Genomic DNA, 14,388 nt, shown 5'->3' on the forward strand with positions numbered 1-14,388 from the left:
GCGGGAGCGTGCCCAAAGCGTGCCCATAAGACCGGACAACCACGGTGAACAGCGGTGCGAAGCCGACCCCTCCGGAGCCGCCCGGCGGCCGCATTACCCCAGGTCGGAACCGGTAGCGTCAGTCAAGCGCCGTCGCTTCCCAAGCTGAGAGCGCGAGGTCGATTCTCGGCACCCGCTCCAGTGGAAACTCCCAGGTCAGAGGCCAAGGCGGGCTTTGTTGGCGATATCTGTTCCAGCCCTCGCGCCCAGGGGCCCTCCGGGGCGGGTCAGGGCAAGCGGTGATTGCCCCGGGTCAGGCCGCGTTCGGCTTTCTCCAGTTGGCTCAGGGCCAGGTCGAGGGCGGCGGAGTTGCCTGTTGCGCGGCAGAAGTCGACGGCCCGCCGGTTGGCGGAGACGGCCTCCGGGTAGCGGCCGGCGTCCACCAGGGCGCCGGCCAGGAGGACGAGGCCCCAGCTCTCCTTCACTGTGTCTCCGCTTTCCGCGTAGGACTCGTGGAGGCGCCGGAACAGCGGGAGGGTGTGTTCGGCCCGCCCCACGTTCGCGATGTCGACGCCGATTTGGAACAGGGCCCTCTGTTCGAGGTCGGCGTTGCGCATCCCGCGATAGAGGTCGGCGCAGCGCAGGGCGACGGCGGCGGCCTCTTCGTCCCGGCCTGTCTTCGCCAGCGCTCTGCCGAGGTCGAGCAGCGCCGTGCCCTGTCGGCCGTGGTCGCCGGCCTCGGCGAACGCGGGGGCGGCCCGGGCGAGGGGGCTGATGGCCTCCTCCGGTCGATCCAGGGCCAGTTGGGCGCGGGCGAGGTCGAGGAGCGCGGAGGCCTCGAAGGCGGGGAGACCGATGCGCCGCAGGACGTCGGCGGCTCGCCGCAGGGCGGTGACGGCCTCGGCGTGGCGTTCCTCGGTGAACAGGGCCTGGCCGAAGCCGTACTGGCTTATGGCCTCCTCGCGCTCGTTGCCCGTCGCCCGGGCGCAGGCCACGGACCCTTGCCAGGCGGCGAGGGACTCGTCGGCCCGCCCCAGAGACTTCAGGGAATCGGCGAGGTGACGCAGGGCCTCGGCTCCGGTCGCGTGGTCGCCGGCCTGGCGGGAGGCCTCCGCGGCCCGCGAGAAGCAGGCGGCCGCCTCCTCCCGGCGCTTCTCGTGCTCCAGGCCGAAGCCCGCGTTGCACCAGGCCCGGCCCTCGTCCGGGAGGTTCCCGAGCTGCCGGTGGAGCCGGGCCTCGCGCACGTGGACGGTGGCGGACTCCGCGTGCCGGCCCGCCCGGCGGAGGTCGGCACCGAGGTCGGCGGAGGTCGTGGCCTCGCCTCTGACGTCGCCTGCCTCGCGGTACGCCGCGACGGCCCGTCGGCGGGCGACGATCGCCTCGTCGGCGCGTTTCAGCTGCGCCAACTCGGTACCGAGGCCGGTCCACGCCATTGCCTCGCCGCCGCGGTCACCGGCCTCGCGGTAGACGTCGACGGCCCGCTCCCAGACGAGGACGGCCTGCGCGGGCCGCTTCAGGTACGAAAGTGACACACCGACGCCGAGGAGTGCCCCGCCCTCGGCCGGGCGGTCGCCGGTCTCCCGGCAGATCTCGCTCTCTCGTTCGTACGCGGTGAGGGACTCCTCGTACCGGCGCACCGAGAAGAGGCTGACGCCGAGCCTGTGGAGCATGAGGCGTTCGCGCGAGCGGTTGCCCACGGCACGGTAGAGGGCGGCGGTCCGCTCGCAGACCGGTACGGCCTCCTCGTACCGGCGCGCGTTCATCAGGGCCTCGCTGCGGTTGGACAGCGCGTCCGCCTCGTAGGCCTGGTCGCCCTCCTCGCGGAAGAGGGCCGCGGCCCTCCCGCACGCGGCGGCCGCGTCCGCGAACCGGCCCGTGTTCGCGCAGACGCCGCCCAGGTTGACCAGGGCCCCTGCTTCCCCGCGGCGGTCACCGGCCCCTCGCAGCAGGGCGACGGCCTGCCGGCAGACGGCGAGGGATTCCTCGTCCCGCTGCAGGCGCGCCAGAACGCCGCCGAGTTGGCCGAGCACCTTGCCCTCCTGCGGGCGGTCGTCCGTCTCGTGCAGGAGGTCGGCTGCCCGGCTGTAAGCCGTCGCCGACTCCTCGTACCGCTGCAGGTTGTACAGGGCGAAGCCCAGCCTGCTCAGGGAGTCGGCCTCACGGCCGTGGCTCTCCCCCGCCCGGTAGATGTCGGCGGCCTGCCGCAGGGGCGCGAGGGACTCCTCGAACCGTCCCAGCTTCAGGAAGCCGTAGCCGAGGTTGTGCCACGGAGGGCCCTGCGAGGCGCCGTTCCCCCCGAAGCCGTGCTCCTCGAAGCCGTCCTCCTCGACGCCGATCTCCTCGAAAAGGGCGAGGGCTCGCCGGCTGACGGTGATGACGTCCTCGTACCGCTCCGCCGCCGTCAGCGCGTGGCCCTGGTTGGTCAGGGCGGCGGCTTCGAGGGTCCGCGCACCCGTCTCCCGGTAGACGGCCGCCGCCCGCCCGGAGGCGTCTGCGGCCTCGTCGGCCCGGTCGAGGCGGGACAGGACCCGGCTGAGATTGGTCAGCGCCATGGCTTCCAGAAGGGGCTCACCGATCTCCCCGAAGAGTGCGGCGGCCCGTTCGCCCGCCGTGGCCGCCTGGGCGAGCCGTCCCCCCATTGCCTCCAGGGTGTTGGCGAAGTTGTTGAGCAGGTTGGCGGCGCTGTTGCGGTCGTCCGCCTCGAGACGGATGGCGACAGCCCGTTCGCAGGCGGCGACGGCATCCTCGGACTTCCCCAGAGCGACAAGGGACGTGGCGGCGGCGTCCAGTGCCGTGACAAGGCCGGGGAGATCGGCGTCGGGGCCGGCGTCGGCCAGCCGTCGGTGCAGGTCGGCGACCCGCTCCCTCGTCGCCAGGATCTCCTCGGGGGGTGCCTCCGGGGCGAAGGACATGCGCGTCAGGGCCACCGCGCCCGCGGGAAGGTCGATGGCGGGGTGGGCGACGATCAACTGCTTGTACAGGTCGGCGGCTTCCTGGTGGGCGGCCCGAGCCTGGTCCCTGCGGTCCAGCTCCCGCAGCCGGTCGCCGAGGCTGTGCAGGGCCTTGGCGAGACCGAGGTGCTGGGCGCCGAAGTCGGTCTCGGCCAGCTGCCGCTGGATGGTCACGGCCTCCTCGACCGAGTCCAGTGCCTCCTGCTTGCGGCCCACCCGCGCCAGGCTCAGGCCGAGGTTGTGCAGGGCGAGCGCCAGGCCGGGCCGGTGGGCGGCGGAGCCGGCGGCGGCCAGGTCGCGGTAGATGCCGACGGCCTCACGGGCGACCGCCAGGGCCTCCTCGGTGCGGTCCACCGCGGACAGCGCGCCCCCGAGGTTGCCCAGCGCCATGGCCAGGCCAGGGGTCTCGGCGGCGGGGTTCGCGGCGGCCAGTTCACGGGAGAGGCCGACGGCCTCCCGGATGGCGGCCAGCGCCTCCTCGGTGCGGTCCATTTCGAGCAGTCTCGCGCCGAGGTTGCCCAGTTGGACCGCGAGACCGCCGCGCCGGCCCGCAGGGACGTCCGCGGCCAGGTCGCGGTAGAGGGAGAGGGCCTCCTGGGTGGCGGCCACCGCCTCCTCGGTACGGCCGTGCCCGGAGAGCCGGTGGCCGAGGTCGGTCAGCGAGCTCAGCAGGGTGGGCAGGTGGGCGGCCGGGTCGGTCCCCGCCAGCCGGCGGCAGATCGTCACGGACTCCTCGGAGAGGAACAGTGCCTCCTCCGAGCGGCCCACGGCGGCCAGCTTCTCGGCGAGGTCGTCCAGCGAGGCCGCCAACCGGCCCAGGTGGCCGAGGCGTTCGGGATCGTCCGGACGGTCGGGGTCGTCCGGACGGTAGGGAGCCGCCTCGACGAGTTGCCGGCGCAGCCGGACGGCCTCCTCGGCCGGGGCGATCGCCTCCTGCCGACGACCGGCGTTGGTGCGACGCCACGCGAGCGTGCCGTACAGCCGCGCCCGGTCGCCGAGGTCGGTCGTCGAGGACAGCCGGTGGGCGGTCAGGACCTCCGTGACCGCGAGGATGCCGATGTCCAGGTCGACGTCCCTGTTCTCGGGCAGCCGGGTCTCGACCGCCTCCAGTACGGCCAGCAGGTCCGGGGCGAGGCCGCGGTCGCCGGTGTCGTCCCGGCCGAGGAGGCCGTCCGGGTCGCCGAGGGCGGCGAGCGTGGTCAGGGCGGAACTGCCGGCGGCGATAGCGAGGCCGGGATCGCGGCGCAGCAGGGGGTACAGGACTTCCTTGCCGAGGTGCGACCAGCGGCCGGCGGCGGACGCCAGGAAGGTCACCGCGCGGGGGGCGATGACCGCCCGGAGATCCTCCTCGGCAGACAGTTCGGCGCGCTCCGCCGTCAGGGTCGCGGGGGCGCCGTACGCCCAGGGGTCGGGTTCGTAGGAGCTGATGTCGTGCCCGGGAGTGAGCAGACCGAGGAAGTCCTCCGCGAGCCGGTCGGGGTACAGGGGCTCCAGGACCGTCGCGCGGTCGGCGGGCGGATAGCAGAACCGGTGGTCGTCCAGGAGGTGGTCGTGCGGCTGGGGCAGGTCCAGTTTCCGCAGGGCCTGCTTTCCGGTCCGGTGGCCGACCGCTCCGGTGAGGACGGCGGTGAACACGGTCTTGGCCATGACGGACTGCCCGGTCCGGTAGTCCTGCCCGTGCCGTCCGGCATCGACGAGCCGCTGCCACGCGAGGCGTTCGCGGTCCAGCAGGTACGCCGACAGCTGGTGCGGTTCGTCGATGCCGGACGGTGCGGTGCCGTTCCTGCGGGCGTCGACCGCGACCAGGGCGGCCATCTGCAGGTTCAGGGGCAGGCCGAAGTCGCTCCGGTCGAGGGAGGCGGGCGGCCGGATGCCCGCGGTGTCCGGTACGCCGTACAGGTCGGTCCCGGCATAGCGGTCGCGGGCGGCGGTGAACATCCGCAGCCTGTCCCCGGCCAGCGAAGGCAGGAGCAGGTCGTCGGCGGCGGCACGGCGGTCGCCGAGTTCCGCGCGGAGTGCGGCGAACCAGCGGACCGTGCGGCCGATCAGCAGGACTCGTGTGGGCCGCGGCTGGTTGAGGACGGGGGCGGACAGCAGGCGTTCCAGCTCGCTGTGCGCCCATCGGTCGGCGTAGTCGACGACGAGGAGTACTCCGGCGGCCTCGCCGGGCGGGGCGGCGCCGCCGGCCGAGGGGAAGGGGCCTGGGGAAGCGCCCTGGAATCCCGCGTGCAGGACGTGCCACGGCGGCGCGGCGGGTGTGTCCGGCCGTGCCCGGACACGGGAGCGTTCGGCGAACTCCAGGGCAAGCCGGGTCTTGCCCTGTCCGCCGGGAGCGTGCAGCAGCAGGACCGACAGCCGCGGGCCGTCGTCGTCCCGCCATTGCCGCAGTCGCTCCAGCTCGGCCTCCCGGCCGACGAACGGCACGATCCGGCTGCGCGCGTCCAGCAGACGGCTGGGCTGCTCCATCAGCCAGGCGGGGTCGGGGACGGCCGGCAGGGGCAGCTCCTCGACGGCGGGCAGGCGAGAGCCGTAGACGTTGATCGTCGCGTTCGCGCTCTGGATGCCCCAGCCGTCGGGACCCACGTTCTGCACGTAGGTCCACGCGTCCGGCACCCGGGGGCTCTCGGGGTCCTCGGTCATGGCCGGTCACCCGCGGTTCCCGGGGTCTGCGTGATGGTCACCGTCGCGTTCTCCGCCTGGATGCCCGTACCGCCCGTGACATTCTGGACGAATCTGGCGGCCGGCTGCTGCCTCACCGCTTCCTCGGCTGCCCGGCCTTCCCCGCCGGCCTCGGACCGGATGTCGGGCGGCGCCTCGCCCGGCGAGGGCGGGGTCGCGGTTGGCGGGGTCGCGGTTGGCGGGGTCGCGGTTGGTGGGGGCGCGGTCGGCTCCGCCCCCGACCGCCCGGCACCGGCCCCCGCCACCCAGATCCAGGCCTCTCCCCGGTACTCCTTCTCCGCGACGGACACCCGCCGGAACTCCACCGCCGGGATGGTGGTGTGTGCCTCTTTCACGACGTCGCGGAAGACAGTCGCCGACACTCCGACGGCGAGACAGGCGTCCGGCGACTCGTCGAGGGCCGTGCGCAGGGCCGAGCTGTCGAGGATGCGCCCGATCTCGACGGGGGCCGGGCCGACGAAGCCGTTGGCGCCCGGCGAGGCGGGGCCGAAGTGGACGGCCGCTCTGAGTCTGAGCCGGGCCTGCGGGATCCGATTCTGGTTGAACGCTCGCAGCCCGGCGTCCAGGGCGCGCATGAAGGTGTCGATCAGAGCGGGCTCGTAGGCCGTCTCGGGCAGGACGGCGAACACGGAGTCCCCGCCCTCCTGCGTCAGCCAGCCCGCGCGGTCCAGGCGGGCGGCGGCGGCCGCCCGGTCGAGCAACCGCGTGATCTCCTCCTGGAACTGACGCTGCGTCACCGAGTCGGTGCCGCCGTATCCCTTCGCGTCGACCGCCAGTAGCAGCCTGCGTTCGAACGTCCCCGAGCCACCCGGCCCTTCCCCACGGTTCGCTGTCATGACACCTCTCGCTACACGCGCTTCGGGGCGGAGGCCGTCCAATGGCCCAAATCTCCTGCGAATCAGCGGAGTTGTTTCACAGTGGGCCGGCGCCCGCTCCCCCTTCACGGGCGCCGACACTGCAAGTCGTACACCCGCGACCCCGACGTGAACCCCGTGGAAGTACGGAATGCCGGGATCCATGACGTGTTAGAGGCGTCGAGAACCCGCAGAAGTGACTGGTTCGGGCGGGACATTCGGTCCTTACTGGCTCCACCGGACGGAACACACCGTCGTAGAGCGAAGGAGGTCTCCATGGCGTCCGCCCGACAGGAAGCCGGCAACCGCCCTGCGCAGTACATGTTCAGCGCGCTGCACGCGGCCCACCAGCACGCGGACACGAAGGCCGGCATTCTGGCGGCGGCGCAGGCGGCACTGGCCGGGACCGCGGGGGCCTGGAGCCACCGGGCCGTGCTCGCCTGGGAACGGGGCGGGGCGGCGGGGGTTCTCGCCGGGGCGCTGCTGGCCCTGTTCGCCTGCGGGTTGGTCGGCGGTGTGGTGAGCCTGGCGACCGCGTTGAGCCCGCGGTTGCTGCGGGATCCGGACCTCAACCGCTACAGCTTCGTTCAGTTGGCGGCGGGGCCCGACATCCTGCCCGCCGACGGCTCGCGTCCGGACGAGGCCGCGGACCGGCGGGAATTGTCGCGCACGGTGCGGTTCCTCGCGCGCGTGGCCGTACGCAAGTACCGCTGGTTGGCGGGTGCGGTGGTGTGCACGGCCGTCATGGGAGTGACCGGGGGGCTGGGAATGGTGCTCCTGCGAGCGGTGGTCTGACCGCGGTCGGGGCAGGGCTGTCACGGCTGTTCGTTCGCCAGGTCCGCGAGTCGTCTGAGCCGGGGCAGGTCCCGGATGGCGGTGGAGCGGTAGCCGGTCTCCAGCAGGCCCTCGTCGCGCAGTTCACGCAGCACCTTGTGGATCGTCGTCTCGGCGGCGCCGACGAGGGTGGCCAGCTCCGGCTGCGTCAGCCGGCAGCCGATGACCACGCCGCCGGGCCCGGACGATCCGTAGGAGGCGGCCAGTTCCACCAGCAGCCGGGCCAGCCGTACCTTCGCCGGATACCCGTGGAAGTCCAGCCGCCGCTGGTTCGCCCAACGCAGCCGGTCGGCGACGAGGGCGGTCAGGCTCATGGAGACCTCGGGGCGCCGCATGAGCAGTTCTCGCAGTGCGCGGCTCGGCAGTACCCGGGCGGTCAGCGGACCGCAGGCGGTGACGGTCGCGGAGCGCGGGGAGCCCGTCAGCAGGGCCATCTCGCCCACCGTGTCCCCGGCGGCCCTGACGGCGAGGAGCGAACTCTCGCCGTTCTCCACGGTCGCGGTGACCTTGGCGAAACCGGACAGCAGCAGCAACACGTGCTGGTCGTTCATCCCCTCCCTGAGCAGCACGGCATCCGTCTCGAACCGTGCCCGGGTACCCAGGGCGAGCAGGTCCTGCCGGGCCGGGGGCGACAACAGCCCCAGCAGACTGCGCGCGGGCCACTCTCCGGACCCGATCGGCACATCCATGTGTACTCCCCGTATCCATCCGCGTTCGGGCGTGGCGACCGAGAGGTGCTCTCCTCCGACACGACTCCGGGGAAAGACCCCACCGTCGGCAACCGGACATCATCGTGCCCATCCGAACGCAGTCCAAGACGATCCGCCCCTGCCGGCCCGAACTTCCAAGGGCTCCGTGCCGGTGAAGCGCTCCCCGAGCCGGACGGGTGAACCACCCGCGCCATGCGAAGCCCTCGGGCGGCCGGGGAGCCGGTGGTGGCGGAGGGGGTCAGCCGGTGGTCTTGGCGGCCTCGATGATGAGGTCGGCCACGGCGTCGGGCTGCGAGACGGCCACCGCGTGGGACGCCTCCATGCGTACGACGTGTGATCCGGCGCGCTCGGCCATGAACTCCTGGGCCCGGGCCGGGATGGCGTTGTCCTGGGTTGCGACCGCTGCCCACGAGGGCAGGGTGCGCCAGGCCGGGGTGCCGGACAGTTCGGCCGTCAGGGCCTGCACGCGCACCGAGCGCTGCGTGACCGCGAGGACGTCGGTGACCTCGGCGGGCAGGTCACCGGCGATGACGTCCCGGTAGTGCGCGGGCAGGATGCGCAGCTCCGGTTCGCCCTCGTACTCGGTGGCGACGGTCGTGTCCGGGCCCATCTTGGCGCCCGGGAAGCGGGAGGCGTTCTCCAGGCAGCTCTCGCCCTCGTCGGGCTGGAAGGCGGCCACGTAGACCAGGGCCTCGACGTTCGACGCGTCGCGGGCGGCACGGGTGATGATCGCGCCGGCGTACGAGTGGCCGACCAGGACGACCGGACCGTCCACGGCCCTGGTGACGGTGGCCGCGTACTGCGCGTCGGACTCCAGGCCGCGGAGCGGGTTCGGGACGGCGAGGGTGCTGTAGCCCTGCGCCTGGAGCCTGGCGATGACGCCCTTCCACATGCCGGAGTCACCGAAGGCGCCGTGGACGAGAACGATCGTGGGGGTGGTGCTCATGGGGTCCGTACCTCACAGAGAGAATGATCGGTCTTTCTGGGAGAAAGACTAGTCGTTCTACCTAGGTGCGGCAACGTGAGGAAGGCGACCGTCCAGAACGACTGGTCTTTCTTTACGATGGGTGTATGACGACCGCCTCGGAGCTCCACCCCAGGGACCGGCTGCTGCGCACCGCGTCCCGCCTGTTCTACGCGGAGGGCATCCACGCTGTCGGTGTCGAACGCCTCATCACCGAGGCCCAGGTCACGCGTGCCACCTTCTATCGGCACTACCCCAGCAAGGACGACCTGGTCTCCGCCTACCTCACGACGACCGCCGAGGGGATCCGCGACTCCGTCGGCCGTGCGCGAGACGGTAGGTCACCGCGTGAGGCGATCCGTGCGGTGATGGCCGTCCTCGGTGACGCGACCCTCGAAGACGGCTTCCGCGGCTGCCAGTTCCTCAACGCGGCCGCCGAGTACCCCGACCGCACCCATCCGGTGCGCGCGGTCATCGACGACCAGCGCACCTGGCTGTTCGAGGTGTTCCGCGAACTCTCCACCGACCTGGGCCATGCGGACCCCGAGCACGCCGCACGCGTACTCGTCCTGCTGCACGACGGCGCGTTCCAGGCGGCAGAGCTCGGCGACCCGGCGGTCGTCCGCGAGACACTGCGCCGAGCCGTCGACGAGGTGTTCCCCGCCGAGGAGGTCTGACCGGGACACTGGCGTGGGTCGAAGTGGCGTGCCGGGCGGGCGCACCCGCCCTGTTCGGCCGGCGGGACAGCGTCAGCGGTGTCCGAGCGGCACCGCCCCGGCCGCTGTCGACCCGTGAGGACCGCCGAGCAGGCCCGTAGACTCACAGAGGCGGCGGCCACGGTCAACGGCGGTGCGAGCGCGCCCGTGTGACGGGCCAGCGATGGTGAGACCCGGCATCAGGGCCCCTTCGAGGGACTTGAGGCAGGCGGGCTGCTCCCTCCGGCTGCTGCTTCTCCCGGCTTTCGCTGTCCGCCCCTCTGGTCCGGTACGCGAACCAGGCCAGTGCCAGGACCAGCAGCCACACCAGGGGCAGGGCGTGTCCGGTCAGCGGGCGCTGGTCGGGCGTACCGTCACGGTCCGGACCATGCTGGAGCGGGCCGCCGCGCGCGGGGAGCCCTCGGTCGACGCGCTCGGCTACTTCGACGCCGTCGTCGGACCGTTGTACGGCTACGCGCTGATGCTGCCCGGTCTCGTCCGCACCCGCGCACCGGTCTTGGTCGAGGAGTTCCTCGCCGGCCTCGGTCTGACGGACACGGCTCGCCACGGCCCACCGGACGGCGCGGCCTGGCCGGACCGCTGCCGCCGGACCTGTCGCACCCGCCGACTGCGGCAGGCCCGTGCTCCGTTCCGGGCTTCCACGGTGGTACTGCTGGTCCTATCCGCGGCTCTGGTGGCGGTGTGCTCCGGCAGAGGACGATCACTCCGGGGGAGGCGATCCCCCGAAGGCCACCTCCCATGGCCACCCACCGTCCCGCACCGGAGAGGCCATGGTCGACACCGCCGGTTTCAACGCCCGCGTCATCGAGGAGTTCCGCGCCGACCACGGCCGGCTGGGCGGCGGATTCGCCGGGGCCCCGGTGTTGCTGCTGCACACCGTCGGGGCACGCTCGGGTGCCGCCCGGGTGAATCCGATGATGTACCTGGCCGACCGCGGCCGTTATCTGGTCTTCGCCTCCAAGGCCGGTTCCGACCGCCACCCGGACTGGTACTACAACCTGCTCGCGCATCCCGACGTGCGCATCGAGGTGGGCGACGTCGTCGTCGCCGTACGGGCCGTGGAGTTGGCCGGTGCCGAACGCGACACCGCCTTCGCCGAACAGGCCGCCCGCTATCCCGGCTTCGCCGGTTACCAGCGCAAGACGCGGCGAGTGATCCCCGTCGTCGCGCTCACCCCCACCGATGAGGGCGGCGCGCCCGCCGACCGCACAGAACGGACTGCGCCGTGAGCATGGCCTATCTCGCACAGCCCGAGCAGCAGCAGAAGCTCGAATGGCTCGACGGCGGCCAGTTCGCCGTACTCCTGGACAGTGCGGCCACCGAGGGGCAGTTGACCGTCGGACGGTTCAGCGTCGGCAAGGGGGAGGCGCCGCCGTACCACATGCACACCCGCGAGGACGAGATCTTCATGCTCATCAGGGGCACCGCTCTGGTGTGGTCGGACGACCAGGAGATGGAGCTGTCGGAGGGCGGCATCGTCTACCTGCCCAGGAACGTCCCGCACGGTTACCGGATCACCTCCGACACGGCGGACCTGCTGATGATCTGCACGCCCGGCGGTATCGAGGGCATGTTCCGGCACGCGGGGCGGGACCTGTCGACCGACCGGCCCGAGGGGTTCGAGATCTCCAAGGACCTGATGGCCGAGGCCGCCGACAGGTACGGCCAGATCATCCTCGGCCCGCCGCGCTGAACCTCCGTCGCACGAGCCGTACGGGCCGTACGGGTCACACGAGCCGCACGAGTTGTATGAATCGCACGAGTTGTACGAATCGCAGGAAAGGCACCCCATGTCAGAGCAGCAACGCCGTGACCTCGACGAGATGCTGCGGCACGCTCCGCTCGACGTCGGAGGCGACGTGGCCGAAGCGCGCGCCGTCTTCCACGAGATGATGACCTCGATCCCGCTGCCCCCCGACGTGACGACCACCCCCGGGCAACTCGGCGGTGTCCCGGTCGTCACCGTCGAGACGCCCGGCTGCGACCCCTCCCGCGTCCTGCTGTACCTCCACGGCGGCGCGTACGCCATCGGCTCCGCGGCCGACGCGGCGAGCCTGGCAGCCGACGTGTCCCGGCGCTCCGGCGCCCGTGCCGTCTGCGTCGACTACCGCCTCGCCCCCGAGAACCCGTTCCCCGCGGCCGTCGAAGACGCCGTGGCCGCGTACCGGGAACTGCTCGACCAGGGCGTCCCGGCCGCCCGGATCGCCCTGGTCGGCGAGTCCGCGGGCGGCGGACTGGCCGTCGCGACGCTGGTCGCCCTCAGGGACGCGGGCCTGCCCCGGCCCTCGTCCGCCGCGGTGTTCTCGCCCTGGGCCGACCTCACGGTGTCCGGCGCGAGTGCGACGAGCAAGGCCGCCCTCGACCCCGCGCTGACCCCGCAGGCCCTGCGCACCCGGGCGGCCGACTACCTCGGGGCGACAGCCGCCGCCACCGACCCGCTGGCCAGCCCCCTCTTCGCCGACCTGACGGGCCTCCCACCGCTCCTCGTCCAGGTCGGCTCGCACGAGATCCTGCTGGACGACGCCGTACGACTGGCCGCCCGCGCCGCCGCCGACGACGTCCGCGTCCAGCTCCAGGTATGGCCCCAGGTCCCGCACGTCTTCCAGTCGTTCGCCGTCATGCTCGACGAGGCCGACGAGGCACTGGACGCCGCCGCCGACTTCACCCGGGCGCACTGGTCGGCCGCCGAGAAGGCCGCCGGGGAGAAGGCAGCCGACGGGACCGCGCCGGGCGCCGCGCTCCCGTCGTGACCGCGATCGTCCTCCGCACCCCGTGAGCGGATTGGAGGGGAACGGGAGACACACCGTCGGCCGGCGCGCCTCCCACCGCGCTGGGCGCCGAACTCCCGCTCTCCACATGGGCTTTACCCAGATGTGGAAAGGGAGGTCTGCCGCGGGCGGGGCATCCGGATGATGATGACCGCATGGCACCGGCGAACACCTTCGGCACCACCCTGCGAGGCTGGCGGGAGCGCCTCTCTCCCGTGGCTGCCGGGCTGGAGACCCCCACCGACCGGCGCGCCCTCGGCCTGCGCCGCGAGGAACTGGCCCGCCTGGCCGGTCTGTCGGTGGACTACGTGGTGCGGCTCGAACAGGGCCGGGCCCGCAACCCCTCCGCCCAGGTGGTCTCCGCGCTGGCCAGGGCCCTGCGTCTGGACCCCGCCGAACGCGACCACCTGTTCCGCTGCGCCGGCCTCGTACCACCGGCCACCGGCGAAGTTCCGTTGCACGTGCCGCCGAGGGTCCACCGGCTCGTCCGGCAGCTCGGAGACGCGCCGGTCGCGGTCTACGCCGCCGACTGGACGCTGGTCGGCTGGAACCGGATGTGGACCGCCACCATCGGCGACCCCGGCACCTACGGCTGGGACCAGGGCAACCTCGTCGCCGGGATGTTCCGCTCCAGCGGCGGCCACCGGGTCGACTCCATCGCCGCCTGGCCGGTGCGGTCCTGGGCGGGCGACGAGGCCGAGGAGGAGGCCCTAGTCGCCGACCTTCGGATCACCGCCGCCACCCACCCCGACGACAGCCGCCTGGCCGGCCTCGTCGACCGGCTGCTGCACAGCAGTCCCCGCTTCGCCCGCCTGTGGTCCAACGGCACCGCGGGCCCGCACGTCGGCGACCGCAAGACCGTCGAGCACCCCGTCGTCGGAGACCTGGCCCTCGACCTCGACGTCCTCATGGTCCCCGGCCTGGATCTCCGTATCGTCGCCTATACGGCGGTCACCGGAACCGACGACGCCGAAAAACTGGACGCCCTGCGTGGCCTGTTACCGGCGGGGCGTCGAACTCGCGCGGGGGGATAGGGGGCTGATGGTCCGACAGCTCAGTACGGCCGCGGCATGTCGTGCTCGGCCAACGCGGCCTCGTACCGAGTCAGCAGTGCGTCCAGGTTCGCGAGAAGGAGGCCGGCGGACTCCCGCGCTTCATCCAGGTCACCTCGCTCGCACGCCTCCAGCACCTCGGCCACGTCGCCGCGGAGGATGCGAAGGGAGTCGCCCTGCACCAGGACGCCGGGGAAGCGTCTGCCGGGCATGCGCACCACGGCGTCGTCGCCGGCGTCGGTGAACAGTTCGGCCTCGATGCGCTCCATCGGGCCATCCAACCCGACATCACCGTCTGCCATCAACGACGGCGGACGCAGGCGGCCTTGAGCGATCACGCGCGCCGTGCCGGTGGGAACGCGAGGGCCGGACGAGGAGCGCTCAACCGGACTCCTGAAGCGGTTGCCGACTGTGGAGCCGGGCGTCGACGGCCCGGCGCACGTCGGCGAACCGCTCGTCCTGCCGAGTCCCACCGGCCAGACCGCTCAGGGCGTACGCCGAGTACGTGAACCCGTCCGTCGTGTGGAACCGCGCACCCCAGTTGCCGAGGCTCAGCCCGCCGACCCGCGACCACGGCAGACGTTGAGTGCCCCAGGGATTCACCATGACGATCACGTCCGTCGTGAGTTCCAGACGTACGCGAAGGAGCCCCCACCAGGCGAGGAGGCCGAAGCCCAGAGCGACGGCAGTGGCGATCCCGGCGGAGCCCGCGGACTGCGTGCCCGGGTGGGAGAACACGCCAAGCCACGCGGAGAGCGCCCCGCACGCCGGGCCGACCGCCAGCACGTAGCCCATGAGCCGACCGGACCGGCCGACCCGCCACACGCCGATGACACCGTCTCGCACATCGCCCATGGTTCGAATGATCCTCGCCCGTGCCC

The 14,388-nt window shown here is 72.6% G+C and carries 12 protein-coding genes; 6 read left to right on the forward strand and 6 right to left on the reverse strand.

Annotation, left to right across the window (positions count from 1 at the left end):
- Positions 1-266 precede the first annotated feature (266 nt).
- Together ACGF5O_RS19295 and ACGF5O_RS19300 are read right to left on the reverse strand one after the other, a co-directional pair.
- Positions 267-5,570: a tetratricopeptide repeat protein gene (locus ACGF5O_RS19295; protein ID WP_393811054.1), complete on the reverse strand. Its 5,304-nt coding sequence runs from the start codon at positions 5,568-5,570 to the stop codon at positions 267-269.
- Positions 5,567-6,445 carry a hypothetical protein gene (locus tag ACGF5O_RS19300; protein ID WP_393811055.1) on the reverse strand — a complete coding sequence of 293 codons (879 nt, stop codon included), beginning with the start codon at positions 6,443-6,445 and terminating at the stop codon, positions 5,567-5,569. The genes ACGF5O_RS19295 and ACGF5O_RS19300 overlap by 4 nt, the downstream gene beginning before the upstream one ends.
- 294 nt (positions 6,446-6,739) lie before the next feature.
- On the opposite strand from ACGF5O_RS19300, the gene ACGF5O_RS19305 reads away from it, so the two are divergent.
- Entirely contained in the window at positions 6,740-7,258 is a 519-nt protein-coding gene (locus ACGF5O_RS19305) for a Pycsar system effector family protein (protein ID WP_393811056.1), read from the forward strand.
- Between the two features lie 20 nt (positions 7,259-7,278).
- Here the strand turns inward: ACGF5O_RS19305 and ACGF5O_RS19310 are convergent, their stop codons facing one another.
- Positions 7,279-7,986, reverse strand: a complete 708-nt coding sequence (locus tag ACGF5O_RS19310) for a Crp/Fnr family transcriptional regulator (RefSeq protein ID WP_393811057.1) — start codon at positions 7,984-7,986, stop codon at positions 7,279-7,281.
- Positions 7,987-8,245: 259 nt separating this feature from the next.
- A complete protein-coding gene (locus ACGF5O_RS19315; RefSeq protein ID WP_393811058.1) occupies positions 8,246-8,953 on the reverse strand; it encodes an alpha/beta fold hydrolase in 708 nt (235 codons plus the stop codon).
- A gap of 125 nt (positions 8,954-9,078) precedes the next feature.
- Here ACGF5O_RS19315 and ACGF5O_RS19320 point away from each other — a divergent pair, with 125 nt between their 5' ends.
- From ACGF5O_RS19320 to ACGF5O_RS19340, 5 genes are all read left to right on the forward strand, one after another.
- Complete coding sequence (locus ACGF5O_RS19320) at positions 9,079-9,648, forward strand: TetR/AcrR family transcriptional regulator (protein ID WP_393811059.1); 570 nt, start codon at positions 9,079-9,081, stop codon at positions 9,646-9,648.
- A gap of 809 nt (positions 9,649-10,457) precedes the next feature.
- Positions 10,458-10,916 carry a nitroreductase family deazaflavin-dependent oxidoreductase gene (locus ACGF5O_RS19325; protein WP_393811060.1) on the forward strand — a complete coding sequence of 153 codons (459 nt, stop codon included), beginning with the start codon at positions 10,458-10,460 and terminating at the stop codon, positions 10,914-10,916.
- 2 nt (positions 10,917-10,918) lie between these two features.
- Positions 10,919-11,380 (forward strand): cupin domain-containing protein, encoded by a 462-nt coding sequence (locus ACGF5O_RS19330; RefSeq protein ID WP_393811093.1) that lies wholly within the window; start codon positions 10,919-10,921, stop codon positions 11,378-11,380.
- A 97-nt stretch (positions 11,381-11,477) separates the two neighbouring features.
- Complete coding sequence (locus ACGF5O_RS19335) at positions 11,478-12,437, forward strand: alpha/beta hydrolase (protein ID WP_393811061.1); 960 nt, start codon at positions 11,478-11,480, stop codon at positions 12,435-12,437.
- A gap of 173 nt (positions 12,438-12,610) precedes the next feature.
- The gene (locus ACGF5O_RS19340) at positions 12,611-13,489 is read left to right on the forward strand and encodes a helix-turn-helix domain-containing protein (RefSeq protein ID WP_393811062.1); all 879 of its coding nucleotides are present in this window, start codon (positions 12,611-12,613) and stop codon (positions 13,487-13,489) included.
- 20 nt (positions 13,490-13,509) lie between these two features.
- Here the strand turns inward: ACGF5O_RS19340 and ACGF5O_RS19345 are convergent, their stop codons facing one another.
- Both ACGF5O_RS19345 and ACGF5O_RS19350 read right to left on the reverse strand, forming a co-directional pair.
- The gene (locus tag ACGF5O_RS19345; protein ID WP_393811063.1) at positions 13,510-13,776 is read right to left on the reverse strand and encodes a DUF6959 family protein; all 267 of its coding nucleotides are present in this window, start codon (positions 13,774-13,776) and stop codon (positions 13,510-13,512) included.
- Positions 13,777-13,888: 112 nt separating this feature from the next.
- Positions 13,889-14,362, reverse strand: a complete 474-nt coding sequence (locus ACGF5O_RS19350) for a PH domain-containing protein (RefSeq protein WP_393811064.1) — start codon at positions 14,360-14,362, stop codon at positions 13,889-13,891.
- Positions 14,363-14,388: the final 26 nt, after the last annotated feature.

Source organism: Streptomyces sp. NPDC048291, assembly GCF_043201715.1.
Taxonomy (GTDB): Bacteria; Actinomycetota; Actinomycetes; order Streptomycetales; family Streptomycetaceae; genus Streptomyces.

Excerpts from the sequence above, each read along its gene's own strand:
- ACGF5O_RS19295 (WP_393811054.1), bottom strand. The coding sequence starts at position 5,570 with ATGACCGAGGACCCCGAGAGCCCCCGGGTGCCGGACGCGTGGACCTAC.
- ACGF5O_RS19300 (WP_393811055.1), bottom strand. The coding sequence starts at position 6,445 with ATGACAGCGAACCGTGGGGAAGGGCCGGGTGGCTCGGGGACGTTCGAA.
- ACGF5O_RS19305 (WP_393811056.1), top strand. The coding sequence starts at position 6,740 with ATGGCGTCCGCCCGACAGGAAGCCGGCAACCGCCCTGCGCAGTACATG.
- ACGF5O_RS19310 (WP_393811057.1), bottom strand. The coding sequence starts at position 7,986 with ATGGATGTGCCGATCGGGTCCGGAGAGTGGCCCGCGCGCAGTCTGCTG.
- ACGF5O_RS19315 (WP_393811058.1), bottom strand. The coding sequence starts at position 8,953 with ATGAGCACCACCCCCACGATCGTTCTCGTCCACGGCGCCTTCGGTGAC.
- ACGF5O_RS19320 (WP_393811059.1), top strand. The coding sequence starts at position 9,079 with ATGACGACCGCCTCGGAGCTCCACCCCAGGGACCGGCTGCTGCGCACC.
- ACGF5O_RS19325 (WP_393811060.1), top strand. The coding sequence starts at position 10,458 with ATGGTCGACACCGCCGGTTTCAACGCCCGCGTCATCGAGGAGTTCCGC.
- ACGF5O_RS19330 (WP_393811093.1), top strand. The coding sequence starts at position 10,919 with ATGGCCTATCTCGCACAGCCCGAGCAGCAGCAGAAGCTCGAATGGCTC.
- ACGF5O_RS19335 (WP_393811061.1), top strand. The coding sequence starts at position 11,478 with ATGTCAGAGCAGCAACGCCGTGACCTCGACGAGATGCTGCGGCACGCT.
- ACGF5O_RS19340 (WP_393811062.1), top strand. The coding sequence starts at position 12,611 with ATGGCACCGGCGAACACCTTCGGCACCACCCTGCGAGGCTGGCGGGAG.
- ACGF5O_RS19345 (WP_393811063.1), bottom strand. The coding sequence starts at position 13,776 with ATGGAGCGCATCGAGGCCGAACTGTTCACCGACGCCGGCGACGACGCC.
- ACGF5O_RS19350 (WP_393811064.1), bottom strand. The coding sequence starts at position 14,362 with ATGGGCGATGTGCGAGACGGTGTCATCGGCGTGTGGCGGGTCGGCCGG.